This window comes from Streptomyces sp. NPDC057445 (genome assembly GCF_042802855.1).
Taxonomy (GTDB): Bacteria; Actinomycetota; Actinomycetes; order Streptomycetales; family Streptomycetaceae; genus Streptomyces.
Genome location: NZ_JBHVDH010000025.1, coordinates 79,719 through 105,768, shown reverse-complemented (window position 1 = coordinate 105,768; position 26,050 = coordinate 79,719). Strand labels below are relative to the sequence as shown.

The following is a 26,050-nucleotide window of genomic DNA, read 5'->3' as shown; positions in this document are numbered from 1 at the left end:
CCAAGGGCCACCAGCGTCTCGATCAGCACCGCCGTCTGCACCGTCATGTGCAGCGAACCGGTGATCCGGGCACCGGCCAGCGGCTGCTGCTCCGCATACTCCTCACGGATCGACATCAGACCGGGCATCTCATGCTCGGCCAGAGTGATCTCCTTACGGCCGAAATCGGCAAGGGAAAGGTCGGCGACCCTGAAATCGGTGAGAGCGGCGCTGGGCTGGGTGGACATGAACTACTCCGGGGTGTCGGTGTTCAGGTTGAGGTTCTGGTGGATCTCGAGGGTCGCCGTGGACCGGTTGAGAGTGATGTAGTGCAGCCCGGGGGCTCCTTCGGCCAGCAGCCGCTCTGCCATGGCCGTGGCGTACTCGACACCTATGCGATGTCCCTCTGCCGGGTCGTCGCGGGCCGCTTCCAGGCGCAGGGCCAGCGCCTCGGGGAAGCGTGCGTCGCTGAGTTCGGCGAAGCGGCGGATCTGCCGTGCGTCGGTGGCGGGCATGATCTCGGGGATGACCGGCGTGAGGCAGCCCACAGAGACCAGCCGGTCACGCAGCCGCAGATAGTCCTCCACGTCGAAGAACATCTGGGTGATGGCGTAGTCCGCGCCCGCTCTGCATTTGGCGGCGAAGTGCCGGATGTCGTCGGTCCAGCCGGGCGAGCGCGGATGACGCTCCGGGAAGGCCGCCACACCGACGCTGAAGTCGCCGAGCTGCCGGATCAGGCTGACCAGCTCGTGGGCGTGGGTGAAGCCCTGCGGGTGCGGGGTCCACACACCCTTGGGGTCACCGGGAGGGTCGCCCCGCAGGGCGAGGACGTCACGGATCCCGGCGTCCGCGTACCGGCCGATGATGTGGCGCAGTTCGGCCACCGAGTGGCCCACCGCCGTCAGGTGCGCGACGGGCCGCAGGGTGGTCTCGGCCACGATGCGTTCGGTGACCTCGACGGTACGGTCCCGGGACGATCCTCCGGCGCCGTAGGTGACGGAGACGAAAGAGGGCGCGAAGGCCTCGATCCGCCGGATGGCGTTCCACAGGACGCGCTCACCGGCCTCGGTCCTGGGCGGGAAGAACTCGAACGAGAACGAGCGCTGCCCGCCTGCCAGCAGTTCGCCCACGCCCTGCGTCGCGGCAGGCCGGGAGCGCGGGAGGCCCGTAGGGTCCGGGCGGGCCGGACGTTCTGCGACAACTGCTGCCACGGCTCGTTCCTTTCAGCTCGGCGTGCGGGTGACGTACGTGGCCTGCGGGTGGTGGACGACGAGGGCGTCGGTGGACGACCCGGGACGGAGCCGGAGCTCCTCGGAGAGCCGCACGCCGGGCCGACCGGACGGACAGACCGTGCAGTTCGAGGTGGCCGCGGCAGGGGCCGGCGGCCAACAGCTTCGCCGCGGCCTCGCCGGGCCTCGGGCCGACGGCGTGGCCGGCGTCTGCCGGAGGGCGGCGATCCGCGCGGCGGCCGTCATCGCAGCTCCCGCAGGGCGGGGGCGAGCAGTTCCGCCGCTCCGCCGCCGTAGACGCGCTCCACGACGGCGAGCAGCAGGGCGGGACTGACCTCGTAGTCCTGCGGGCCGACCGCCTGGAGGACCAGGGCGGCCATCGCGCAGCCGAGCTGGGCGGCGCTCTCCAGCGGCAGGTCCCAGCTGATCGCGGCCAGGAACCCGGAACGGAAGGCGTCTCCGACGCCGGTGGGATCCTCGGGGCGGAGATCGGGGACGGCCGGGACGGTGAGCGTCGGCAGGCCCTTGCCGTCGATCCGGACACCGTCGGCCCCGAGGGTGGTGACCCAGGTGCCGACGCGGTCGAGGATCTCGTCGTCCGTCCACCGGGTGCGTTCGCGCAGCAAGGCCGCCTCGTACTCGTTCGTGAAGAGCCAGCGGGCACCGTCGATCAGCGAGCGGGTCTGGTCGCCGTCGAGCCGGGCGAGCTGCTGGGAGGGGTCGGCGGCGAAGGGCAGGCCGAGTTCGCGGCACTGTTCGGTGTGGCGGACCATCGCCGCGGGGTCGTTGGGCGAGACCAGAACGAGGTCCACGCCCCCGTCACGGCCGGCCAGCGGGCGCAGATCGATCCGCGCCGCCTCGGCCATGGCACCGGCGTAGAACGACGCGATCTGGTTGGCGTCCCGGTCGGTGATGCACATGAAGCGCGCCGTCTGACGGTCCGCGCAGACGTGCACACCGCCGGTGTCCACGCCGTGTTCCTTGAGCCACACCCGGTACTCGGCGAAGTCCATGCCGACCGATCCGACCAGGCGGGGTGCGAGTCCGAGGCCGCCGAGTCCGTAGGCGATGTTGGCCGCCACACCGCCGCGCCGGACCTCGAGGGTGTCGACGAGGAAGGAGAGCGAGACGTGTTCCAGCTGGTCGGGCAGCAGTTGGTCGCCGAACCGGCCGGGGAAGGCCATGAGGTGATCCGTGGCGATGGATCCTGTCACCGCGATGCGCACGAGGGCTCTCCTGTGAGGTCGTGAGGGGTGCGGGCGGGCCGGGCGCCCCGGGGGACGGTGCCTCGGGGCGCCGGACGGGTCCGTCAGGCCTTGGCCGCGGACTTCGCGGCGGCGGACAGCGCGTCCGCGCGGTCGGTGCGCTCCCAGGTGAAGTCGGGGAGCTCACGGCCGAAGTGGCCGTACGCCGCGGTCTGCGCGTAGATCGGGCGGAGCAGGTCGAGGTCGCGGATGATCGCCGCCGGGCGGAGGTCGAAGATCTCGGTGATGGCCCGCTGGATGCGGTCGACGTCCACGGTGTGGGTGCCGAAGGTCTCCACGAACAGGCCCACCGGCTCTGCCTTGCCGATCGCGTAGGCGACCTGGACCTCGCAGCGCGACGCGAGGCCCGCGGCCACGACGTTCTTGGCGACCCAGCGCATCGCGTACGCCGCCGAGCGGTCGACCTTGGACGGGTCCTTGCCGGAGAACGCGCCACCGCCGTGGCGGGCCATGCCGCCGTACGTGTCGATGATGATCTTGCGGCCGGTCAGGCCGGCGTCGCCCATCGGACCGCCGATCTCGAAGCGGCCGGTCGGGTTGACCAGCAGCCGGTAGCCGTCGGTGTCCAGCTTGATGCCGTCGTCGGCCAGGGCGGCCAGCACGTGCTCGACGACGTGCACGCGGATGTCGGGCGCGAGCAGCGAGTCCAGATCGATGTCGGACGCGTGCTGTGAGGACACCACGACCGTGTCCAGGCGGACCGCCTTGTCGCCGTCGTACTCGATGGTGACCTGGGTCTTCCCGTCAGGGCGCAGGTAGGGGACGGTCCCGTCCCTGCGGACCTCGGACAGACGGCGCGAGAGCCGGTGCGCGAGGTGGATCGGCAGCGGCATCAGCTCGGGCGTCTCGTCGCAGGCGTACCCGAACATCAGGCCCTGGTCACCGGCGCCCTGCCTGTCCAGCTCGTCGGTGTCCCTGCCCGCGGCGGCACCCTCGACCCGCGACTCGTACGCCGTGTCCACACCCTGGGCGATGTCCGGCGACTGGGCGCCGATCGACACCGACACGCCGCACGAGGCGCCGTCGAAGCCCTTGGTGGAGGAGTCGTAGCCGATCTCCAGGATCTTCTCGCGGACGAGCTGTGCGATCGGGGCGTACGCCCTGGTCGTCACCTCGCCCGCGACATGGACGAGACCGGTGGTGATGAGGGTCTCGACGGCCACGCGGGAGGCCGGGTCCTCGCGCAGCAGCGCGTCGAGGATCGTGTCGCTGATCTGGTCGGCGATCTTGTCGGGATGTCCCTCGGTCACGGACTCCGAGGTGAACAGGCGACGGGTCATGAGGACTCCAGGTGATGAGGTGTGGTTCGGCCGGCCGCACCCGATGCGCGTGGCCGGTGCGGAGGCCGTACGGGCCTGTCGGCCGCGGCGGCCGGCGCCGCGGTGTCGGCGGCCACGGGACCGCGGGTGCCGGGGCGGGGCCATGGGCGGCGGGCGCCGGCGGGCCGTGGAGCTCCGGGGAGCCGCGGGCCAGGAGTCATGACCGCCGTCACGGGCGCGGGGGCGGTGACGGTCATCTGTCCCTCCTGGGTCGTCGTGGGTCGTCGTAGGTCGTCGTAGGCCGTCGTAGGTCGTCGTGGAAACGGAAGGCGGGTACGGGAGTACGGGCGGCTCGCTCGCGCGCACCGGCACGGGCCGGCGTGACGGCCGGACGGGGTCAGCCGTCGGCGAGCACTTCTTCGACGGCCCCCATGAATCCGTCGTCGAGCATCGTGTGGACGGCCGTGTCCCGGTCCGGGGCGAGGCCGGTGTCGTGGCAGGCCACGCTGACCAGGTAGCGGCCGAGGACCTCGTAGGTGGCGAAGGACCATTCGCCACGGGCGGCGACGCTGCCGTCCGGAGCGAGCAGATCGCCGCTTTCCAGGCCGAAGCCGAACTCCGTGAATCCCAGCCGCAGTCCCTGTCCGAGGGCCTTGGTGTAGGCCTCCTTGAGGGTCCACAGCCGCAGCAGTTCGGCGGCCTTGCGCTCGTCCGGCATGCGGGCGAGCTCGGCCTGCTCCGCCGGGGTGCACATGTGGTCGTGGAGCAGTTCGAAGGACATCGGCCGCTTCGCCGGTTCGACGTCGACACCGATCCGGCCGGTGCGGCTGACGCCCACCGTGATGACGTCGTCCGTGTGGCTCAGGCTGACGTCGATCTGGTCGAGGCCGCGGATATAGGGTCGCCCGCCGATCTTGTAGGCGAGGTCGAGCGCCGCCGGAGCGGTCCGCAGGGCGGCGGCGGCGGTGTATTTGACGACCATGCGGGAGGTGACGAAGCGGTAGCGGACGGCGGCGTCGGCGGTACGCCGGTAGCGCTGCCAGTCACGGCCCAGCAGATGCCTCAGCGAGGAGTCGGCGAGGGCGGCGGTGAGCCACTCTCCCCAGGTCGCGTGGACAACGGCGTTGCCGTGTTCCTCCAGGCCCTCGTACACCGCGTCCCAGGGCCCTTCGGGTCCGGTGACGTGGACGGGCGCGGCGATGGTGCGGCCGCCCCGGGGACCGAGCTGGTCCGGCACGGTCCTTACCTCCTCTGCGGTGACTGGTTCATGGCTCGGGGGTGCGTGGCTCGGGGGTGCGTGGCTCGGATGTGCCCGTGGCTCAGGGACGGAGCGGGGTGGCGTCCAGGTCGTAACTGAGGCCGGCCCGGTAGCGGCGGACGAGCTCGTCGAGCACGTGCTCCAGGCAGCCCGGGGGCAGTTCGGGTACGGCGATGCCCAGACGACCGGCGAGCCGGGTGAGCGCGAGGACCGCCCACGCGGGGTCGGACAGGAAGGGGTCGGTGCCGTCCTGGTTCTCCCAGATGCCGAGGACCGCGGCAGCGGCCAGGATCATCGCGTAGCGGTCGCCGAGGACGACGACCGCGGGGTCGGAGAGGGCGGCCCGCCCGGTGGGCAGGTCCGCGCAGATCGCGCGCAGGGTGTGCAGTTCGTCGACGAAGCCCCCGGCGAGGACGCCGAGGGCGGCGATGTGGGTACCGGCCGCGCCGCCGCCGGCCAGCCGGGACGCGGATGCGACGAGAGAGGCGGGCAGGAAGTCCTCCGCGCCGGCGATGCCGAGCAGCCGGTAGTCGAGGTCGGGCAGCCGGCCTCCGGGCCGGAACAGGGCGGCGGGGGGTTCCCCGGTGGTGAACCAGGAGCGTTCTGCCAGGGTTCGCAGCTGGGGGACGATGACGGCCTGGCAGGCGGCGGTGCCCGCGTGCCCGAGCCCGGCGACGGGCAGGTCGCGTACGAGTTTCTCCAGGGTGCCGAACTGGGGGCTGCCGTGCTCGTAGCCGTGTGCGCCCAGTACGGAAGCCAGTTCCTCGAGGTCTTCCCTGAGCAGGTCCGGTACGACGTACTTGACCGCGGCGGCCGGCAGATGGGCACGCTCCGGCAGCAGGCTGAGGGAGCGCAGGGCGACGGTGGCCATGCTGTCGCAGGCGAGCAGGTCAGCGAACACACCGGCGAGCGGCTTGTGCCGACGGCGGGCGACCGGTGCGCTGCGGCCGGCGGAAGCGGCGCGGACGGCCGAGTGCAGCACGGTGCCTGCGGCGGCGACGGCGACACCGGGGATGAGGCACCGGTTGACCTGGAAGGTGCGCAGGGCGAGGGCGACGCCTTCGCCGGGGCGGCCGACGAGTGCGTCCCCGGGAACGGGGCAACCGGTGAACTCCAGCCCGGAGAACAGGCCTCCGCGCATCCCGGAAGTGTGGACCCGGGGCAGTCGGCGCAGCCCGTCGGCGGGCAGGTCGTCGGGGCGCAGCAGCAGAACGGAGTGGCTGCGCGGGCCGCGCTCGGGGGCGGTGCGGGCATAGACGACGTACGCGTCCGAGCGGGCCGCGTTCATGATGACGTCCTTGCGCCCGCTGAGCGCATAGCCGCCGCCGGGGCGGGACGTGGCGGTGAACTCGTCCCGCAGGATGGCGTTGGCGTGGGCCAGTTCATGGTGGACGATCGAGGCGCGACCGCCGCCGAGGAGCACCGCGGCGGTCTCCTCGCGCTGGCGTGTGCTACCCGCCGCCCAGACGGCGGCGGTGGCGAACAGCCCGGTGATGCCGAAGCCGAAGCCGAGCGCGACGTCGCGGCGGAACACCGGGCGCAGCACCTTGACGAGCAGATCCGCACGGGTGAGCCGCCCGCCGAACTCGGCGGGGACGAACTCGGCGGCCAGACCGGCCTCGGCGAGCAGCCGTTCGGTGGCGGCGGGCGGGCGGCGCAGGTCGTCGGCGGCGATGAGCGCGGCGGTGCCGTGCGGATTGCCGGGGTCGAGCGGGTCGCCGAGGAGGGCCTCCAGCCGCGCGGCCCGGTGGAGCGCCTGCTCCTCCGCGGTGCGCCGCCCGGGCGTGTCCTCCGCGGCGGCGGGCGCTCGCACGAGGTGGGGTGTCTCGGTCATGGGATGACTGGTCAACTCCCCGGCCGCAGGATGCGGACGGCGGACTCCGCGTGCCGCTTGGCGAGGTCGAGCGTCGCCGTGCTGGTGCGGCTCAGCGCCTCGTGTACGTGCCGGCGTGCCTGTGCGATGTCCGCGCCGGGGCCGAGGAGGGCCCCGACGGCCTCCTCGCGCAGCAGGACGTTGTGGGTGGCGACCGCGGTCACTCCGGTCTCGTCGGGGACGACCGACCACTCGCCGGTGTGCGCCGCCACCAGCGGGAGGGTGGCCGTCTGCTTGAAGACGATCCGGCCGGCGTGCGGGAAGCAGACCCGGACCGACCCGGTGGTGCGGACGGCGCCGTCGGCGGTGCGGGATTCCATGCTCATGACCTGGATCCCGGGCTGGTCCTCCCGGACGTCGAGACGGTCCACGTGCGGGAGGTGCCCGGGCCAGTCCTCCACGCCGTACAGGACGTCGTAGACGAGTTCGGCGGGCCCGTGGATCCGTACCGAGTCCTCGACGGTCAGCCGGAGGTCGTCCAGCTTCGTCCAGAGTTCGGCGGTCTCCTTCAGCTGCGCCAGCTCGGCACGGCTGTTGGAGTCGGTGGCGCGGGTCAGCCACTCGGTCGCGGCGGGGCAGTCGTCCGCCGCCGTGAAGTCGTGGACGAGGGTCAGCCGCGACCGCTCGCGTCCCAGCTCCTCGACGGCCCACCGGCCGCCCATGGAGGTGGCGGGCGCGGCCGGCACCTCCTGGCGGAAGTCGATGGTGCGGCGTCCCGGGTCCAGCGACCTGCGCGAGATCCAGGACTTCACACCGCCGTCGGCGGTCACCCACATGCGGAAGCGGTCGCTGGTCCCGTCGAACTCCAGCCGCTCGACGTGGACGCTCGGCGGGACGAACAGCGGCCACTGGGTCGTGTCCGCGATCAGTCCGTAGACCACACCGGCGGGCGCGGCCACATCCACCGCGTACGACGTGCGCTGCACTCGGTCACCTGACATCGGCTCAACACCTCTCTCGCCCTTGCTTCCGAGATTCGCCTGAGGCGCCGGAGATCCGCTCGAGGACCTCTCGACCGGGTGTACACGCGCACTCGGGCACGGCTGGGCCGCTGTCCGGCGGCTGCTCTTGACGCACACGAGCACCCCCGCGGACGCGCGCGAAGAAGTCGTCGTCGCCCTCGGCCGGTTCGTACGGGAGCGGGGAGCGGGCGGGCAGGCAGGTGGGATACGCCCTGGTCCCCGGCCCGTACGGAGGTGCCGCTCGCATCCGCCGGGCGCGGACCGGGCGCCGGCAGGGTGCGGGCACATGTCCTGCTCCAGGGGAGCGCGGAGGATGCTCGGCACGCTCTCGGCATCCGCTGGAGAATCCGTCGAAGTCCCGGCCCCGGGCGCTCGTTCCGGGACGGGCCGCGCACCCCCGACGACGGCCCCGCGGGTCTCAGCGGGCGGACGACTTCTGTGCCGCCTCCGCGTACCGCTTGGCGTACTCCATCGTCGCCGTGCTCTCGCGGCCCAGGGCCTCGCGCAGATGGCGGCGGGCCGTCGCCGGTGTGGCGTCAGGACCTAGCACGCCGGTGACGGCCCCGGGCCGCAGGACGACACCGTGGCGGGAGGTGACCGTGCTGCCGGAGGCGTCGCCGGTGACCGTCCAGACGCCGGTGTGGGCCGACGTGAGGGCAGCAGGGGTGCGGATCTGTTTGTGGGCGATGCGGTACCGGCCGGGGAAGCAGACGCGGACGGACTCCGTGGTGTATGCGGCGCCGTCCGGGGTGAGGGTCTGCGTCGTCATGACCTGGACCCCCTCGCCGGCCTCTGCGAGGTCGAGCCGGGCGACATGGGGCAGCCGGTCCGGCCACCGGCCGGCCTGCTCGAGGAAGTCGTACACCCGCTGGGGCGGTGCCTCGACGCGGACCGAGTCCTGGAAGGAGAGAACGAGTTCGTCGAGCCGGTCCCAGCTCTCGGCCAGCCGTGTCAGATGGGCGGACTCGGCCCGGCCGACGGCCTCGGCGGCCCGCCCGGTGTCCCCGGTCAGGGCGCCGCCGGCCGTGAACTCCTGCCGCAGGGTCAGCCGTGCCCGGTCGGTGCCGAGCGCGTCGACGGTCCAGCTGCCCGAGGTCGCGGTGAGGGGAGCCGCCGGGCTCTCCTGACGGAACTCGACCCGGCGGCGGGACGCGTCCAGCACACGGCCGAGGGTGACGGCCGTGACGGCGCCGCCGTCGGTGGTCCAGCGCCGCAGCCGCTCGCTGACGCCGTCGAACCGCAGACGCTCGACGTACACATCGGCCGGGAAGCAGAGCGGCCACCGCGCCGCGTCGGCGATGAGCCCGTAGACCACACCGGCCGGCGCGGCGACCTCGGTCTCGTGCACCGTGCGGCGGGTGCGGCAGGGTTCCGTCATCGGCGTACCCCCGCGGCACGGACCGCGGTCGCGGCCGTACCGGGAACGGCCGGCGACACGACGGATGCCGGGCCGGGGCGCGGCACCGTGTGGCCGAGCGGCGCCAGCGCCCGGTCCAGGGCGGTCCCGGTGAGTGACTCGCCGCCCGCCGCGACATAGCCGTCGGGGCGGATCAGCAGCCAGCCGCCCGGTGCCAGGCCGAGGGTCCGCAGCAGCCGGCCACCCTGGTCCACCAGCGGGCCGGGCGAGCTGCGCGGGCCGCCGACGGTCCGTACGGAGAGCCAGGCGGCGTGCGCGGTGGCGGCGCGGGCGACCTGCCGGGCCTCCGGTGAGCCGCCCGCCGCGACCAGCAGCGACCAGCGGACGTCGCGCAGTTCGGCGCGCAGCGCGTGGTGGCCGGGCTCCGCGCCCGTGGCGGCGGCGGCCCGGGTGCCGGGCGGCAGCGCGCCGGACGCGGCGGAGGTGACGGTGGTCAGGGAGCTCTCGGGGTAGCCGATGCGCAGTCCCGACATACCGCCGAGCACCTTGCGCTGGACGGCGCGGCGCAGCGGGGCGGCGTTGCGGACGGCGGCCAGGACGACCGGCAGCATGACAGCGGCCAGGGTGTTCTTGAACTGGACGAGGAAGGTGGCCTTGCGGGTGGAGCCGAGCAGGGCCCTGCCGATCGGCACCCGCTCCTCGCTGTAGGTGCTCAGCAGTTCCCGGCCGGCCTGCCCGCGGGCGACCATGGCGAGCTTCCAGGCGAGGTTGTACGCCTCCTGGACGCCGGTGTTCATGCCCTGGCCCGAGGCCGGGCTGTGCACATGGGCGGCGTCGCCGGCGACCAGGACGCGGCCGTCGTGCATGCGCGGCACCATGCGCTGCTGGAAGGTGAAGACGGACGTCCACCTGGGCTCGCCGACCCGGACCTCGCGGCCGAGTCCGGCGGTGAGCTTCTCGCCGAAGCGGACGGCGGCCGGGCGCGGGTCCGCGCCGGGTCGCGCGGGTGCGGTGTCCAGCAGCCGCCAGTGGCCCTCGCGGCTGTACGGGACCATCATCAGGGCCTGTTGTCCCGTGTGGGCCCAGTAGATGGTGTCCGGGGGCAGGTCGGTGGTGACGGGCGCGTCGGCCAGTTCCCACGTCTCGCTGGACTCGCCGATCAGCGGCAGCCGCAGTTGTCCGCGGACGGTGCTGTGCCCGCCGTCGCAGCCGACGAGCCAGGGAACCCGGTACTCCTCGACGGTGCCGTCGGCGTGTTCGAGCCGGGCCCCGACGCCGTCGCGGTCCTGCTCCAGGGCGGTGAGCCTGACGCCCCATTCGACGGTGACGCCCAGCCGGGCGACGGCCGCGCGCAGCGCGGACTCGGTGCGGGTCTGCTCGATGATGACGGTGTACGGGTAGCGGGTGGGCATGGAGGAGTAGTCGGCGTCGAGCCGGAGGAGTCTCCGGCCGCGTGCGAACATCGTGAACGCGCGGTTCCTGCGGCCCTGTTCGAGGACCGGTTCCACCACGCCCATCTGGTCGAAGGTCTCCAGTGTGCGAGGGTGGACGGCGACGGCGCGGCTGGTGCGGGCCGGGCCGGGGGCGGCGTCGACGATCCGCACGCGCAGTCCGCGGCGGGCGAGTTCGTGGGCGGCGGTCAGGCCGACCGGGCCGGCTCCGACGACCAGGACTTCTGAGGTCACGGGATCCTCTCCTCTCATACGGCGGCCTCGGCCGCGGCGCGGTTGCGGATGTCGCGGCGCAGCAGTCTGCGGTCCGGCTTGCCGACGGGAGTGCGGGGGACGGCGTCGAGGACCTCGACACGGCGGATCTGTTCATGGGGGGCGAGCCGTTCGTTGGCGTCCTCGACGATGGAGTCGAGTACGTCGAGCAGCCCTGCCGCGTCCGGGTCGCGCAGCACGACGCCGAGCCAGACGACGGACCCGTGGACGGGGTCGGGCCAGCCGACGACGACGCATTCGGCCACCCGGGGGTCTGCCGTCACGACGCCCTCGACGGCGGTCGGGGAGACGAGTTCGTTGTCGTACTTGAAGACGTCGCCGAGCCGGTCGACGAGGAACAGCTCCCCGTCCCGGTTGAGGTAGCCGACGTCCGCGGTGGAGAACCAGCCGTCGGCGCCGGCCGGGTGGCCGCTCTCGCCGAGGTAGCCGGCCATCAGCTGCGGGCCGCGCACCTGCACCTCACCGGTGGCGTACACATCGAGCGGCTCGCGGGTCTCCAGGTGCACGATGCGGCATTCGGTGCCGGGTACGGCGGTGCCGACGGAGCCGGTCCTGGCGTCGGCGGTCGGGCTCTGGGAGTGGGTGAGAGGGGACAGTTCGGCCATGCCGTAGCCCTGGACGACCGGGACGCGGAGGCGCTCGCGCAGCAGGCGGGCGTCGGCGGGGGCCAGGGCGGTACCACCGGAGAGCACGGCGGTCAGCCGGTCCGTCACCGGGAGCGGCGCCGGTCCCGGCTCGCGTCCCGGCTCGCGTCCTTCCTCCCGCCCCCGGTCCTGTCCCGGCTCGCGTCCCTCCTCCCGCCCCCGGTCCTGTCCCGGCTCGCGTCCCTCCTCCCGCCCCCGGTCCTGTCCCTGCTCGTGTCCCTGCTCGTGTCCCTGCTCGTGTCCCTGCTCGTGTCCCTGCTCGTGTCCGGCGAAGCGGAACTCCGCCGCGAGCCGGTGCAGCCTCGCGGGCAGCCCGTAGAAGTGGGTGGTCCCGGTAAGGGCGGCGAGACCCAGGGCCGCCGTCGGGTCGGGGTCGGGGCACAGCACCTGGCAGGCACCGGCGTACACCGCCGAGTTGAGGTGCATGGTGTGGTACAGCGGCAGGTGGTTGAGGGTGACCGAGTCGCTGCCCAGCCCGTGCGCGGCGGCGGTCTGCGCGGCGTTGGCGACCAGGTTGCGGTGGGTGAGCCGGACGCCCTTGGGGCGGCCCGTCGTCCCCGTCGTGAACTGGATGCACGCGTCGGCGTCCAGGTCGGCCGGGCCTGCGCCGAGTCCGGCGGCCCCCGCCGTGTCCGGCGGCAGCGAGTCCAGTGCGGCCTCCAGCGGCAGGGCGTCGGCGGGTACGACCATGTCGGGCGCGTCGGTGACGACGACGTGCCGCAGGGCGGGCAGCCCGTCGCCCCGCTTGGCCAGGACCTCGGCGGTGGCGGTGGGCACGAAGGCGAGCTCGACGGCCGCCTGTGAGCACACGTGCAGCAGCGCCGCTTCCCTGATGAGGGGGTTGAGCAGGACGACGGTGTTCCCGCTGCGCACGATCCCGTAGTAGGCGGCGGCGAACTCGGCGCCGAGGACGTTGGCCACCCCGATCCGCGCGCCGCGCCGTCCCACCGTCCGCTCCAGGTAGGCGGCGTACCGGTCGGCGCGCATGTCGAGTTCCGCGAAGGTGGTGGCGTCGTGCCCGCTGCGGACGGCGCAGCCCGCCGGGTCGCGCACGGCGGCCCGGCGCAGCAGTCCGTCGAGGGGCAGTTCCGGGTACGTGAAGATCGGCACGGCGCTGTCCTCCTGCTCGGGATGATCCGGCGTCCCACGGTCCACAGAAGCGCTTGAGGAGTCTTCGAAGAGCGCTCGATCTGCGCCACGGACGATGTGGGGACGTGAGCGACCCGGACGGACCCGGCGGGTCCGACGACTCTTCCGAGGAGCAGCATGACCTCGTACGCCGCCGCCCCCGCGGCTCCCCCGACCCCGCCGTACCTCGCACCGGCCGCCGAGCCCTACACCGAGGTGCAGCAGTTCTACGCCCAGCAGGTGGAGCTGCTCGACGATCTGCGCGCGGACGCCTTCGCGGCGACGTTCACCGAGAACGGGCTGTTCTCAGCGTCCCCCGTCCGGCCGGTGGTGGCGGGGCGGGCGGCCATCGCCGCGGCGCTGCGCGCCGCGCACAGCAAGCGGTTCGGCGACGGGCAGGTGCGGCGCCGGCACTGGTTCAACATGCTGCAGGTGCACGAGCAGCCGGACGGACTGCTGCGCACGCGCTACTACATGCTGGTGTGGGTGACACGGCCGTGGAACCCGGTGCCGGAGCCCGGCCCGAGCTGCGTGGTGGAGGACGTACTGGTGCGCGAGGACGGGCGGCTGCTCACGCGGGAGCGCCGCATCACCCCCGACCATCTGTCCTTCTGACCCGGCCCGCCCGGGGGAACCGGACGAGGGTGCCTGAGCGGTCAGCCGGTGGCCGCGCCGCGGCCCGTGTCGCGGCCCGTGTCGCGGCCCGTGTCGCGGACCGGTGCCAGGGCCGGCCCCCGGGTGAACAGGTCGGTGCGTACCCGCACGGGGTCGCTGCCGTACGCGACCCTGCGGGCGATCCTCCCGCCGATCGGGGTTCGGCCCACCAGCGCCGCGGCCCGTGCGCGCAGGAAGTCCGCGACGGGTCCGGCGGACGGTGCGAGCATCGCGCGTGCCTGCGCCCGTTGCATCCGGTGCACGGCAGCGGCGACCGGCGCCCTGCGCTCCTGGAAGGGGGCGAGCCGCTCCCGGGTCGGCCCGCCGGCGGCGAGTGCCCCGACGAGGACGGGGTGCAGCGCGGCGGCGTCCTGGAGGGCGAGGTTGATGCCCTGGGCGCCGATGGGCCCGTGGGTGTGGGCGCTGTCGCCGATCAGCACGAGCCCGTCGCGTACCCACTCCTGTGCCTGGGAGGCGAAGACGTCCAGCAGGGTGAGCCGGCGCAGGCTGGTGAGCTGTTCCTCCAGCAGGTCCGCGAACTGCGGGAGCACCCCGGCCAGTTCGCGCCGGACGGCGCCGATGCCCTGCGCGGCGGCGCGGTTCCATCCGCCGTGCGGCAGGGTCCAGCCGATCCGCAGCCGGCCGGGGTGGGTGTCGTGGACCAGGACGGCGCTGCCGTCCGCGCGGTGCACCCGTACCTGGCCGGTGGCCCGGCCCGGGGCCTCCAGCGCGAACCACGCCACGTCCTGCTTGAAGGACTCGGAGCGGCCCGCGGCGATGCCCGCGAGTGCGCGGGTCCTGGAGAACCGCCCGTCGGCGCCGACGACGCACTGTGCCCGCACGGTGGTGCGTGAGTGCTCCGGTCCGTGCGCGACGGCGCCGGTGACCGGCCCGCCGGGACGCCTCTCGACCAGTGACGCGACCCGGTGGCCTTCGAGGAGGGTGAACCCGGTCAGCTGCCGGCAGGCCGCGAGGAGTTCCTCCAGCAGATGGGGCTGCGGGAGGGCGAGCAGGGTCGCGTACGGGGCGCCCAGGCGCGCGTAGTCGATGTCGAGCAGCGTCCGCTCACGCTCCAGCACCTGGAACCCGCGCAGCCCGCACGCGCCGCGGGCACGGGCGGGGGCGAGCACGCCGAGTTCGTCGAGGATGCGCTGACCGCCGGGCTGGAGGATCTCGCCGTGGAACTCGCGCCGCAGTGCGGTGGAGCGTTCGACGACGGTGACGCGGATGCCGGAGCGCAGCAGCATCAGTGCCAGTGCGAGCCCGGCGGGGCCGGCGCCCACGACGCAGACGTCCGTCTCGCTCTCGCTCCGCACGCCGGCCGGGGACGGGACGCGTTCACGCGTGCGGCCGTTCACGTTGCCGGGTGGGCGGGGGCTGCCTGGGACGAGGCGGCCGGGGTGGATCGGTTCCGGCCGGTCCACGGCGGGCCTCTTCTCTCTTCTCATGCGTGGGCGCCGGCATCCGCGTGGACCCGGGCGCGCCGCACGATGCGGCCGGCGCGGCCGATCAGCCGGGGCAGCTCCCGGTCCCGTACGAAGAAATGCCCGCCGGGAAGGGTCCGTCGCACGAACCGTCCGGAGGTCCAGCGGGACCAGCCGGCGAGCGCCTCCGCGCCGGCCAGCGGGTCCTCGGCGCCGGCGACGGCGAGCAGCGGCACGGGCAGCGGGCCCGCGACGGACGGCTGCAGCGCGGCGGTGCGCAGCGCCGATGCGAGCCGCAGATCGTCCCGGAGCACGGGGAACACCTTCCGGTGCCACAGATCACCGGCCCTTGTGCCGGCCGGCGCGGCGCCGAACCCGTCGAGGAGCCGCAGCAGTTCCTCGTCGGGGGCGCCGGCCGCACCGGAGAGCCCGGGGGGCGCGTCCGGCGGCGGGCAGGCCCCGATGGCCAGCAGCTCGGGCAGGGGCAGTCCGGCCTCGTGCAGGGCACGCGCGACGGTGTACGCGACGATGCCGCCGAGGCTGTGCCCGTAGAGGATGTACGGCCCCGGGGGCGGATCGTCGAACAGTGCGCGCAGATCCCCGAGAAGCTCCGCGCGCCCGGTGACCCGGGCCTCGCGCCGGCGCCCGTCACGTCCGGGGAGCAGCATCGGCTGCGGATCGACGGCGCCGCCGCTCAGCTCCCGCCAGTGGCGGAACGCCGACACCCCGGCTCCGGCGTGCGCGAAGCACACCACTCGCACGCCCATGCCGTTCCTCCCGCGGCTCTCACGTCGTCGTCGGGACCCTCGCGCAGCTCGCTGGAGATCCGCTCGAACCGCCCTCTTCCTCCGCCTCCCTATGCCGCGTAGAGGTCGAAGGTGGAGGTGCGGCGCGGGCCCGCGGTGATGTCCAGGGCCGGATCCACCGTGAGCATCGCCTGATGCAGACGCTGGAGCTGCGGCGAGGGCTCGACGCCGAGGTCCTCGATGAGGCGGGTGCGCAGCCGCCGGTAGACGTCCAGAGCGGTGGCCTGGCGGCCGGACCGGTAGAGCGCCACCATGGCCTGCGAGTGCAGGCCCTCGTGCTGCGGGTGACGGGCGATCAGCTCGGTGAGCTCGGCCAGGAGTTCGGTGTGCCGTCCCAGTCGCAGGTCGACGTCGATGCGCCGCTCGACCAGCACCAGCCGGCTCTCCTCCAGCCGCATGACCTCGATCTCCAGGATCGGGCCCACGCGCACGTCGACCAGCGCCGGTCCCTGCCACAGGGCGAGCGCCTGGCGCAGCAGCCCCGCGGCGGACTCGTCGTCGCCGCGTTCGAAGGCGCTCTGGCCCTGGCTGACGAGGCCCTCGTACTCGTGGACGTCCACGGACTCCGGGGGGATCTGCAGCAGATAGCCCCCGTGGCGCGTTGCCAGGACCTCCTTGGCCCCGCCGGGTGCACCGGGCCCCATGGCCGTGCCCAGCCGCCTGCGCAGCTGGAGTATGTAGGTCTGGAGGGTGGTGAGGGCGCTCTGCGGGAGCTCGGTCCCCCAGATCTCCTCCATGAGTGTCGGTACGGGGATCACCCTTCCCGGATACAGCGCGAGAAGCGCCAGGATCTGGCGAGGCTTCCCGGCCGTCGGAACAATCGAACCCCCGTTGACCTCGGCACTCAACGGACCCAGAACCTGAATCTTCACGGTTTCCTCCGCACGTGGTCGAGTTCTCGTCGATTTTCAATCGTCGATGCACGAACGGTAGCGAAGTGCGGTACGGAGCCCCCGAATTCTCCAGCGCCTGTCTAGCGGCCCTCCGTTTCCGGCCCTTGCCGACCGGTAATCCCCTGGTAGATTCCGCACGGGGTTGAACACCGGAATATGCCGCATTGTCCACCGGACGCCCGTGGTGACTCGATCCGGGCACCCGGCACCCGGCACCCGGCGCGCGGGGCCGGTGCCGCCGAGCCAGCCCCCGGTCCCCGGTGCCCAGCTGCCCGTTCCCCTCACCCGACGGCCTTCGCTGCTCCGTTCATGAATTCCTCCAGCGGTTCTCCGGCGAATCCCCGATGCGACACCAGCGATTCACGAGCGACAGGCACACCTTTTCGCCCCGGGAAAAGGATAAGGGTGCGGTGCCGGAAATTAGGGGGGCCTCGGATCTGGAAACCCCCCTAATGTGTCCGGGGACGACCCGCTACTCGCAAGGGAATTCACGTGGACGAGATCGTCGGTGCCCTGCTCTCCGAGGACGCGTCGCCGGACGACGTGGCGGCGCTGCCGCTGCCCGAGTCGTACCGGGGCGTTGTGGTGCGCAGGGACGAGACGGACATGTTCGAGGGAATGGCCTCGGCCGACAAGGACCCGCGCAAGTCCCTGCATCTGCAGGACGTGCCCACGCCCGAGCCGGGCCCGGGTGAGGCGCTGATCGCGGTGATGGCGAGTGCCATCAACTACAACACCGTGTGGAGCTCGGTCTTCGAGCCGCTGCCGACGTTCGGTTTCCTGGAGCGCTACGGAAGGCTCTCCGAGCTCACGAAGCGCCATGACCTGCCGTACCACGTCATCGGCTCCGACCTCGCGGGCGTCGTGCTGCGCACCGGCCCGGGTGTGAACCGCTGGAAGGCCGGTGACCGGGTCGTCGCACACTGTCTGAGCGTCGAGCTGGAGTCGGCCGACGGACACGGTGACACGATGCTCGACCCCGAGCAGCGGATCTGGGGCTTCGAGACCAACTTCGGCGGCCTGGCTGAGCTCGCACTGGTCAAGTCGAACCAGCTGATGCCCAAGCCCGAGCACCTGAGCTGGGAGGAGGCAGCGGCACCGGGCCTGGTCAACTCCACCGCCTACCGCCAGCTGGTCTCCCGCAACGGCGCCGGGATGAAGCAGGGCGACAACGTGCTGATCTGGGGCGCGAGCGGCGGACTCGGCTCCTACGCCACCCAGTTCGCACTGGCCGGCGGCGCCAACCCGATCTGCGTCGTCTCCAGCGAGCAGAAGGCGGACATCTGCCGCGCCATGGGCGCAGAGGCGATCATCGACCGCAACGCAGAGGACTACAGGTTCTGGAAGGACGAGCACAACCAGGACCCCAGGGAGTGGAAGCGCTTCGGCAGGCGCATCCGCGAGCTCACCGGCGGCGAGGACGTCGACATCGTCTTCGAGCACCCCGGCCGTGAGACCTTCGGCGCCTCTGTGTACGTCACCCGCAAGGGCGGCACCATCGTCACCTGCGCCTCCACCTCCGGCTACAACCACGAGTACGACAACCGCTACCTGTGGATGTCGCTCAAGCGCATCATCGGCTCCCACTTCGCCAACTACCGCGAGGCGTGGGAGGCCAACCGCCTCATCGCCAAGGGCAGGATCCACCCCACCCTGTCGAAGGTCTACTCCCTCGAGGAGACCGGCCAGGCCGCCCACGACGTGCACCGCAACGTGCACCAGGGCAAGGTCGGCGTGCTGTGCCTGGCCCCCGCAGAGGGCCTGGGCGTGCGCGACGAGGAGATGCGCGCCAGGCACCTCGACGCCATCAACCGCTTCCGCGAACAGGAACACCGAGGAGAGCAGCCATGACGACCCACCCTGAGGGGCGATCGGCCCTCGCGATCGTCGGTCTCGGCAGCGTCGGTGAGAGCCTGCTGCGCCTGGCCCTCGCCGCGGGGCACGAGGTCGTGGCGGTCGACCACGATCCCGACGTCCTGGCCCGTGCGGCCCGCCGGGCCAAGGCGGCGACGGCCACGGGCAGCACCGACGGCATCTGCTTCACCGACGACTACGCCCGCCTCGGCCGTGCGTCCCTCGTCGTCGAGGCCGTACCGGAGGATCCGGACACCAAGACCGAGGTGCTGCGGCGGATCGCCGAAGCGGCCCCGCGGGCCGTCCTGGTGACGACGACCGCGCAACTGCCCCTCACCCGACTGGCGATCGCCTCGGGCCGGCCGGAAGCGGTGGCCGCACTGCGCTTCCTGGTCCCGCCCGGCCCCGGCGGCCCGGTCGAACCGGTGCGCACGGCCCTGACCGTCCCCGGGACGGCGGCCGCCCTGGATGCGCTGATCGCCTCCCTGGGACTGACCCCGGTCTCCATCGGTTCGCGCCCGGCGGCCGACGCCACCGCCCTGGTGCTGTCCTACCTCAACCGGGCCGTCGTCTTCCTCGACCAGGGCCACGCCTCACGCGACGACATCGACACCGCGATGCGCCTGGGCTGCGGACTGCCGCAAGGACCGCTCGAACTCCTGGACACCATGGGTCTGGACACCGCCCGTACCGCCCTCACCCGCCTGTGGCGGCGAACCGGCGACGTCTCCTTCGAGCCCGCCCCGCTGCTGACCCGCATGGTCACCGCCGGTGCGCTGGGCCGCAAGAGCGGCGAGGGCTTCCACGCGTACGACGACCAGGGCAGGCCGCTGCGCGCACCGGCTCCGCCGCCGGACGCCACCCCCGTACGCCCGCTGCGCACCGTCGGCGTCCTCGGCTCGGGCGCCATGGCCCGCGGGATCGCGGAGGTCACCGCGGCCGCCGGGCATCCCACGACCCTTGTCGCGCGCAGTCACGCCAAGGCGGCCGCGGCGCTGGAATCCGTCGAGGCGTCCCTGACCCGCTCCGTCCGGCGTGGCCGCACCACCCCCGAGGCCCGCGCCGCGGCACTGCGCCTGCTCGACTCCGCGGACGACCTCGCGGCCCTGGCCGACTGCGATCTGGTCATCGAGGCCGTCGCCGAGGACATGGAGGTCAAACGGGAACGGTTCGCGGCGCTGGGCAGGGCGGTGAAGCCCGGAGCACTGCTGGCGACCACCACCTCCAGCCTGTCGGTGGCCGACTGCGCGACCGCCTCCGGCAGGCCCGCGGACGTCATCGGGCTGCACTTCTTCAACCCGGCGCCCTTGATGAAACTGGTCGAGGTCGTCCGCACCGGCCGGACCTCCGGCGAGACGGCCGCAAGCGCGCAGGCGTTCGCCGCCGGGCTCGGCAGGACCACCGTCGACTGCCCCGACCGGGCCGGCTTCATCGTCAACGCCCTGCTGTTCCCCTACCTGGGGGCGGCCGTCGGCCTGCTCCGGCGCCCGCACACCGGCATCGAGGAGACCGACGCCGCCGTTGAGCACGGATTCGGCTTCCCCATGGGGCCGTTCGCGCTGCTCGACACCATCGGCCTCGATGTCTCGCTCGCCATCCAGAACCGGCTGTACGACCAGCTGGGCACCCCCGAGCACCTCCCGTCCCCCCTGCTGTCCGCCCTGGTGGCCACCGGTGCCCTCGGCCGCAAGAACGGCCGGGGTTTCCGCACGGCCGTCCCTCGGAGCCCGTCCCGGACGGCCGTCACCCCCTGAGCACCCGGGCGCGGCGGTCCGTTCCCCCGCGATTCGCCGCGCCCGGGCCGGTTTCCCGGCCCGGCGCCCCCCACAGGGCGGCGAGTTCCGCGCGGGACCTCACGCCGAGCTTGCGGTAGACGCGGGTGAGGTGCTGCTCGACCGTGCTGGTGGTGAGGAACAGCCGGTCCGCGATGCCGCGGTTGGTGCAGCCCTCTGCGGCGAGGACCGCGACCCGTCGCTCGGCGCGGCTGAGTGCCGCCACCGGGTCAGCGCCCGATCCCGGCACGCCCGGCGCCTCGGCCGCCGGGATCCGCAGGTCCAGGGATTCACCCGGCACGAGGCGCCAGTCGGCCATCAGATCGCGGCAGGCGTCGAAGTCGGCGAGCGCGGCGCGGCTGCGTCCCTCTGCGAGCTGGTGGTGCGCGCGGGCGAGCAGGTAGTGCAGTCCGAACACGGTACGGAACATCGCCTCCGGCACCGGAATGCGCAGCAGCTCCGCCGCTTCCCCGTGCGCCTCACGAAAGGTGGCGGCCTCCACGGCCACGGCCAGCGGCGCACCGGCCGCGACGCCCCATGACGCCGGCGGCATCAGGTGCAGGGCGTCGGCCGCGTAACGGGCGGCGGCCCGGTGGTCCCCTGTGCGGTGGTGCAGTACGGCCGTGGCGGCCGCGAGGACCGCCCGGCGGGCGGGTGTGCGCGTGCATCCACCCGGATCCGGGTCCTGCGCGCCTTCGGTGAGCAGGGCGCACCACGACTCGGGCCGCTGCAGCCGGGTGGTGTGCAGGAGGGCGGCGAGGAGTTCGGTGATCCCGGGCTGTGGCGCGTGGCCGAGGGCGAGCGCCCGCAGGGCGCGCTCGGGGGCGCCGGAGTCGGCGGTGGGCGCGCCGCCTGCTCCGGGGAAGACCTGTCGGATGAGCCCGCCGGCCGCCGCCGGTACGGCGCCGGGCGCCGGCAGTCGCCCGTGCCAGAGCAGCGGTCCGGCCGCCACGGCGGCCTCCTGCTGCCCGAACCACCCTTGTTCCAGGGCTTGTTCGACGACGGTGAGATGGCAGGCGACGGTTCCCGGGTCGAGTTCCCATTCGGCGCGCGCCAGCGCCGCCAGCAGCACGGCGGCGCTCCGCTCGTCCCTGCCGGAGCGGTGCGCGATGCGCAGGCAGCCCGCGGCCCGCCGCGGATCGCCTTCCCTCAGGGCCTGTTCGGCCGCCTCGGCGAGCACGGGTACCGCCCACGGAACGCGGGCGGCGGCCGCCGTGCCGCCGACGGCGGCGTGGGCGGCCATGAGGTGGCGGGCCACGGTGGCGGGGCCGGCGCCGTCCTCGTACAGCAGCCGGGCGGCACGTTCGTGCAGCCGGGCGCAGGGACCGGGTGAGAGTTCCTCCAGCACGGCCGCCCTGATGCCTTCGTGGCGCAGCCTGCCGGAGGCGACCAGTCCCATGGTGTCGAGTTCGTCGAGCAGGGGGGCGGCGGCCCGGTCATGGGTGCCGAGGAGCCGGCCGACGAGGGAGACGGTGGCGTCTTCCGCGACCACGGCGAGGGCGCGGGCGGCTTCCCGGGCGGCGGGATCGGCGGCCCGCAGACAGCGGCTGACGGCGCGTCTGACGGCGGTGCCGGTGAGGGGCCGGGTGGGGCGCGGTGTCGCGGCGGCGGCCTGGTCGGCGAGCAGGGCGTGCAGCAGCCGGGGATTGCCGCCGGTGGCCGCGTGCCAGGCCGGGGCCAGGCGACGGGCGGTGGCGGGGTCCGTGCCGCCGGGTCCGGTGAGGAAGGCGGCGGTGGCGTCGACGCCCAGGGTCGTGAGGGTGATCCGTCGGGCGCCGGGGTGGCGGAGCAGTTCGGTGAGGGCGGGCGGGGGTGCGACACGGGCGGGTCCGTGTCCGCCGACGAGGACGAGCAGCCGGGAGGTGCCGAGCCGGCCGGCGAGGTAGAGCAGGCAGCGTGCGGAGGCCTCGTCGGCGTACTGGACGTCGTCGACGGTGACGAGCACGGGCCCGCGGGCGGCGCGGTCGCGGATGCCGCGCCAGTTGTCGTCGAAGGCGGCCGTCCGTGCGTCCGGGGGGAGTCCGGGCGGCGCGGCACCGTCGAGCAACTGGCCGAGGATGCCGAGGGGGAGGCTCTGTTCGGCCGGGGAGGCGGTGGCCGCGAGCACGGTCGCACCGGCCCGGCGGGCATGCTCGGCTGCGGCCGCCAGCAGGGCGCTCTTGCCCGTGCCGGGGCTTCCGCCGATGACGCAGAGCGCTCCGGCGGCGGGCCGGCCGGCGTCGACGAGCGCCTCGACCATCTCGCGCGGCACCGCCGCGCCCGTCACCCCGTACGGCTCCGCCCGCTCCCCCGGTGTCCCCACATCCGTCTCCGTATGTCCGTCCAGGTTCCGCGGGGCCGTCGGTTCAGCCGACGCGGAGGAGCCGGTCGCCCGCGGACCCGTCCGTCCCGGCGGCGGCATCCGGGACCGCCGTGAGCATCGAGCGCTGGAGTCCGCGCAGGGCCGCGGACGGTTCCAGGCCGAGTTCGCGCACCAGGGTGGCGCGCAGCCGCTGGTAGACGTCGAGGGCCTCGCCCCGGCGGCCGGAGCGGTGCAGGGCGAGCATGAACTGGCCGTGAAGGTTCTCGTGGGTGCGGTAGCGGCTGACCAGGACGGTCAGTTCGGCGATCAGCTCCCGGTGCCGGCCGAGCCGCAGGTCGGCGTCGATGCGCTGGTCGAGCGCGCAGAGCCGGGTCTCTTCGAGCCGCCGGGTCTCCATGTCGAGCTGGACGCCGCCCTGTACATCGGCGAAGGCGGGCCCGGACCACAGGCTCAGCGCCTCGCGCAGCAGCCGGGCCGCGCCGGGGAAGTCTCCCGCGTCCATGGCCCGGTGGCCCGTTCCGGCGAGCCGGTCGAACTCCCGGACGTCGCTGGTGCCGCCGTGGCTGTCGAGCAGGTAGCCGCCGGGCAGCGTGACGAGCACGTCCTTGGCGGTGCGCGGGGCGCGGGCCGCCTCGCGGGCGCCGTCCTGTGCGACCTGTTCGAGGGCGGTGGCGATGAGGGCCCGCAGCTGAAGCACATAGGTCTGCAGCGTGGTGCGGGCGCTGCGCGGCGGTTCGCCCGCCCACAGCTCCTCGATCAGCGCCGATACCGGAACCACTTGGTCCGCGTGCAGCGCCAGAAGCGCCAGGACCCGTCGTGGCTTGGGGGCGGTCGGCGTGATGGAGACTCCACGCTCCCGCACCGCCAGCGCTCCCAGTACCTGGATGTCCACGCCGTACCCCCTGTCCGTAGCCAGCGCTCACACATTAAAAACAGCGGTGGCGGTTTGTCAATCTTAAACAGGTTGCCCGGTTTCCCCACCCGCCTCGACACTGCGCATGCCAAAGGACCACTCTGACCTGGCAGTTCACCATCAGCCCGGCTCATTGAAGCCCAGCCGCACCCCAGGTCCCCATCACAGAAGGCAGGAAGGAGCTCTGAAAGAGAGCCAGAAACAGACCTGTCGGTCCGTAATCGGGTGGCCATGAGGGCGGGGCGGCGGCCGGCCCCACGACCCGCGTACAACACACCGTCACGGACGGGCGTGTCCTACGGGACCCGGCTCGTGGCGGCGTGGAGCAGACGGGCGAGTTCGCCGGCTTCTGTGGTGGCGCCGGTGAGCACGAGGGAGGGTGGCCGGCCACCGTCGGCCGCGATCAGCCGGGCCGTCTCGTACGCGGTGACACCGTCTCCGGAGAATCCGCCGAGCGTGATGTGCCCGCCCGGCCCGGTCCGGGTCCGGAGCGCGGCGCACCAGGAGCGGGTCCCGCCGGGTACGGGGCGCAGCAGGACGAGTTCCTCCGGCCCCGGGTAGGCGCGCGCGAGCCGCTCGTAGAACGCCTCGCGGAGCATCCCCGGTCCCTGGACGAGAGCGACGGTGCCCGCACCGGAGTGCGCCGCAGGACGCAGTACGGCGAGCGCCGGCGCGGCGGCCACGCCGGCGCATGCCCGGCCGCCGTACCGCGGCCCGGTGCAGGCTTCGGCCCTCATGCCGGACAGCAGCTCCAGCACCTCGGCGATGGTTGTGAACTCACCGCCGTGGTTGGGAAGTTCACGCAGCAGCAGCGCGCTGTACGCGAGGACTTCGGTGGCGTCGGTCCGCCGGGCGTGGTCGTACGACGCGGTCAGGACGAGCCGTCCGGCCCCGTCGTGGTGGGCGACCAGCGTGACCGGGAAGGCCGTTGGGGCACCCAGGCTCTCGGGAAGCTCCACGTGGATCCCCGCGTCGGCGAGTTCGGACTCCAGGCCGTTCAGGATCCGCGGCCAGGTCTCGAAGGCGAGGAGGCTGTCGGCCGGGGCGAGGACGTCCTCGCTCCAGGAACGGACCTGGCCCGCCGAGACCCATTCGTACGCCGCCATGTCCACCGCGCGGTCGCGCAGCGCGGCCAGCAGGCCGGGCACGGTGGCGTGCGGATCGACCACCAGGGACAGGGGCAGCGGGTTGCGCAGCGCGCCGGGCATGCGCTCCACGCCGTCGAGCAGGACGCCCCGTCCGGAGACGGTGGTGCTGAAGCGTACGGGCGCCGCGCCCGCCGCGCTGCCGGACCGGTACAGCAGCAGCGCCCACACGGCCTGCAGCGCGATGCTCTCGGTGGCGCCCCAGGTGGCGGCCCAGGCGGCGAGGCGCGCGGTCTCGTCCGGGGTGAGCCGGAGCCGGTGGCGTCCGCTGCCCGTGGCAGCCGGGTCGTCACCGGTGAAGGCGGGGACGGCTCCGCCGTCGACGGCGGGCAGGGCGGAAGTGTCCGGGGGCCCGGTGGCGCCCGGCGGGGCGCCTCGGGACCAGAACTCCTTGGCGGGCGCGGTGTCCTGGCCTTCGAGCCAGTGCACGTAGTCCCCCATGTCCGGGCGCCGCTCCCCGCCGGGCAGCCGGCCGCCGGCCAGATAGGCGCGATAGAACTCGCGCAGCAGCAGGCGCACGCTCCAGCCGTCGAGCAGGGCGTGATGGTAGGTGAGCAGCACACGGGCGGGCGGGGCGGTGACGGAACGCAGGGGCCCGCCACCCAGCACGGTGATGCGCAGCGGCCCGGGACGGCGCGGGTCGAGACCGCGGCAGCGGTCGCCTTCGACGAGCGTGTCCCAGTCGGCGGCGCCGTGCGGCAGCCGCACCACCTCGGGTTCGACCCGCTCGTGCACCGTGATCCCCGGCTCGGGTCCGTCGTCGAAGGCGCTGCGCAGCACGCTTTCGCGGTCGAAGACGGAGCGCCATGCCGCCGTGAACCGCTCGGGGTCGAGCGGTCCCTTCCAGGCCCACGCGATCTGTTCCACCTGGCGGCCGGTGCCGGGGTGGGCATCGGCGTCGGCGAGCAGTTCGCGCTGGAGCGGCGTCGCCGCGACGCGCCGTGCGCACAAGGAGCCGCTCGTGGCGTCGTGCGTCAGCAGGTCGGCCAGCAGACCGACCGGGAACTCGCCGGGCGCGGCTCCCGCTTCGGCGGTGAACCGCAGCGTGTGGTGCCCGGTGCCGTGGGTCTCCACAGCGGGACGCCATACGGCGGCTCCGGGACGGCGGATCGCGATGCTGTCCAGAGCGGCCTCGATGCGTGCGACGTCCAGGCGGCCCCGGAGTTCGAGGGCGGGCAGCACGACGTGAGGGGCCCGGCCGAGGTCCACGACGACGGTCGTCGGCTCGTCCTGCGGTATGCGTGCGAAGTGATTGCTCGTCATCGCGTCTCCGGGGTGCGCCCGAGGCGTCCCCTGCCTCCCCCTCTCCGAAAGCGCGGACCAAGTGTGCGCGGGCCCGCCCACACGGAGCTGACACGGCGCTGACAAAGCGGTGGTAAGGCGTCGCCCGGCGGGCGGATTCCGCGCGCTCCCGAGCGCTTGAGGAGGATCCGAGGCGGGCACGATGTGCGCCGCAGAGACTGCCGGCGAGCGCACCCCCGCAGGGAGGGTCCGCCAACCGGCACCCCCTCCCCGCGAGCCCGCGGGACGGGCAGCCCGGCCCTGCCGGAGGGACGGAGGACGCGGGACACACGCGGGAACGCGGTCCGGCCCTCACCCGCGCCGTCCG

Annotated in this window: 19 protein-coding genes; 3 read left to right on the top strand and 16 right to left on the bottom strand. The window is 73.6% G+C overall.

Translation table 11 applies throughout. The annotated features are described in order from the left end of the window. The 10 genes from ACFU5O_RS32795 to ACFU5O_RS32750 form a co-directional block, all read right to left on the bottom strand. Positions 1-227, bottom strand: a 227-nt coding sequence (locus tag ACFU5O_RS32795) for an adenosylhomocysteinase (protein ID WP_384245958.1), incomplete at its 3' end; no start/stop codon positions are given. Positions 228-230: 3 nt separating this feature from the next. Beyond that, a complete protein-coding gene (gene metF, locus ACFU5O_RS32790) occupies positions 231-1,109 on the bottom strand; it encodes a methylenetetrahydrofolate reductase [NAD(P)H] (RefSeq protein WP_384245966.1) in 879 nt (292 codons plus the stop codon). 341 nt (positions 1,110-1,450) lie between these two features. Then, positions 1,451-2,434: a carbohydrate kinase family protein gene (locus tag ACFU5O_RS32785; RefSeq protein ID WP_384245957.1), complete on the bottom strand. Its 984-nt coding sequence runs from the start codon at positions 2,432-2,434 to the stop codon at positions 1,451-1,453. Between the two features lie 83 nt (positions 2,435-2,517). Then, positions 2,518-3,753, bottom strand: coding sequence for a methionine adenosyltransferase (metK, locus tag ACFU5O_RS32780; RefSeq protein ID WP_384245956.1), 1,236 nt, complete (start codon positions 3,751-3,753; stop codon positions 2,518-2,520). A gap of 376 nt (positions 3,754-4,129) precedes the next feature. After that, positions 4,130-4,969: a 4'-phosphopantetheinyl transferase family protein gene (locus tag ACFU5O_RS32775; RefSeq protein WP_384245955.1), complete on the bottom strand. Its 840-nt coding sequence runs from the start codon at positions 4,967-4,969 to the stop codon at positions 4,130-4,132. A gap of 82 nt (positions 4,970-5,051) precedes the next feature. Beyond that, entirely contained in the window at positions 5,052-6,824 is a 1,773-nt protein-coding gene (locus ACFU5O_RS32770; protein WP_384245953.1) for an acyl-CoA dehydrogenase, read from the bottom strand. A gap of 11 nt (positions 6,825-6,835) precedes the next feature. Further along, the gene (locus ACFU5O_RS32765) at positions 6,836-7,804 is read right to left on the bottom strand and encodes an aromatase/cyclase (protein WP_384245951.1); all 969 of its coding nucleotides are present in this window, start codon (positions 7,802-7,804) and stop codon (positions 6,836-6,838) included. Positions 7,805-8,243: 439 nt separating this feature from the next. Next, positions 8,244-9,203 carry an aromatase/cyclase gene (locus tag ACFU5O_RS32760; protein ID WP_384245949.1) on the bottom strand — a complete coding sequence of 320 codons (960 nt, stop codon included), beginning with the start codon at positions 9,201-9,203 and terminating at the stop codon, positions 8,244-8,246. Beyond that, entirely contained in the window at positions 9,200-10,867 is a 1,668-nt protein-coding gene (locus ACFU5O_RS32755) for an FAD-dependent oxidoreductase (protein ID WP_384245947.1), read from the bottom strand. Before ACFU5O_RS32755 ends, ACFU5O_RS32760 begins: the two co-directional genes overlap by 4 nt. Before the next feature lie 14 nt (positions 10,868-10,881). Next, positions 10,882-12,660 (bottom strand): AMP-binding protein, encoded by a 1,779-nt coding sequence (locus ACFU5O_RS32750; RefSeq protein WP_384245946.1) that lies wholly within the window; start codon positions 12,658-12,660, stop codon positions 10,882-10,884. 156 nt (positions 12,661-12,816) lie between these two features. Here ACFU5O_RS32750 and ACFU5O_RS32745 point away from each other — a divergent pair, with 156 nt between their 5' ends. Beyond that, entirely contained in the window at positions 12,817-13,293 is a 477-nt protein-coding gene (locus ACFU5O_RS32745) for a nuclear transport factor 2 family protein (protein ID WP_384245944.1), read from the top strand. 41 nt (positions 13,294-13,334) lie between these two features. Here ACFU5O_RS32745 and ACFU5O_RS32740 read toward each other — a convergent pair whose 3' ends face one another. The 3 genes from ACFU5O_RS32740 to ACFU5O_RS32730 all read right to left on the bottom strand — a co-directional run bounded on the left by ACFU5O_RS32740 (position 13,335) and on the right by ACFU5O_RS32730 (position 16,434). Continuing rightward, on the bottom strand, positions 13,335-14,756 hold the full coding sequence (locus ACFU5O_RS32740; RefSeq protein ID WP_384245942.1) for an FAD-dependent oxidoreductase: 1,422 nt from the start codon (positions 14,754-14,756) through the stop codon (positions 13,335-13,337). Positions 14,757-14,776: 20 nt separating this feature from the next. Further along, a complete protein-coding gene (locus ACFU5O_RS32735) occupies positions 14,777-15,523 on the bottom strand; it encodes a thioesterase II family protein (protein ID WP_384245941.1) in 747 nt (248 codons plus the stop codon). An 89-nt stretch (positions 15,524-15,612) separates the two neighbouring features. Then, positions 15,613-16,434: a BTAD domain-containing putative transcriptional regulator gene (locus ACFU5O_RS32730; RefSeq protein ID WP_384245939.1), complete on the bottom strand. Its 822-nt coding sequence runs from the start codon at positions 16,432-16,434 to the stop codon at positions 15,613-15,615. A gap of 513 nt (positions 16,435-16,947) precedes the next feature. On the opposite strand from ACFU5O_RS32730, the gene ccrA reads away from it, so the two are divergent. Both ccrA and ACFU5O_RS32720 read left to right on the top strand, forming a co-directional pair. After that, a complete protein-coding gene (gene ccrA / locus ACFU5O_RS32725; RefSeq protein ID WP_384245938.1) occupies positions 16,948-18,306 on the top strand; it encodes a crotonyl-CoA carboxylase/reductase in 1,359 nt (452 codons plus the stop codon). Continuing rightward, positions 18,303-20,063: a 3-hydroxyacyl-CoA dehydrogenase family protein gene (locus tag ACFU5O_RS32720; RefSeq protein ID WP_384245936.1), complete on the top strand. Its 1,761-nt coding sequence runs from the start codon at positions 18,303-18,305 to the stop codon at positions 20,061-20,063. The genes ccrA and ACFU5O_RS32720 overlap by 4 nt, the downstream gene beginning before the upstream one ends. Here ACFU5O_RS32720 and ACFU5O_RS32715 read toward each other — a convergent pair. The 3 genes from ACFU5O_RS32715 to ACFU5O_RS32705 all read right to left on the bottom strand — a co-directional run bounded on the left by ACFU5O_RS32715 (position 20,053) and on the right by ACFU5O_RS32705 (position 25,704). Then, on the bottom strand, positions 20,053-22,383 hold the full coding sequence (locus ACFU5O_RS32715; protein WP_384245935.1) for a LuxR C-terminal-related transcriptional regulator: 2,331 nt from the start codon (positions 22,381-22,383) through the stop codon (positions 20,053-20,055). The genes ACFU5O_RS32720 and ACFU5O_RS32715 overlap by 11 nt on opposite strands. 43 nt (positions 22,384-22,426) lie before the next feature. Beyond that, positions 22,427-23,275 carry a BTAD domain-containing putative transcriptional regulator gene (locus ACFU5O_RS32710; RefSeq protein WP_384245933.1) on the bottom strand — a complete coding sequence of 283 codons (849 nt, stop codon included), beginning with the start codon at positions 23,273-23,275 and terminating at the stop codon, positions 22,427-22,429. 317 nt (positions 23,276-23,592) lie between these two features. Then, entirely contained in the window at positions 23,593-25,704 is a 2,112-nt protein-coding gene (locus ACFU5O_RS32705; protein WP_384245932.1) for a condensation domain-containing protein, read from the bottom strand. Positions 25,705-26,050 lie beyond the last annotated feature (346 nt).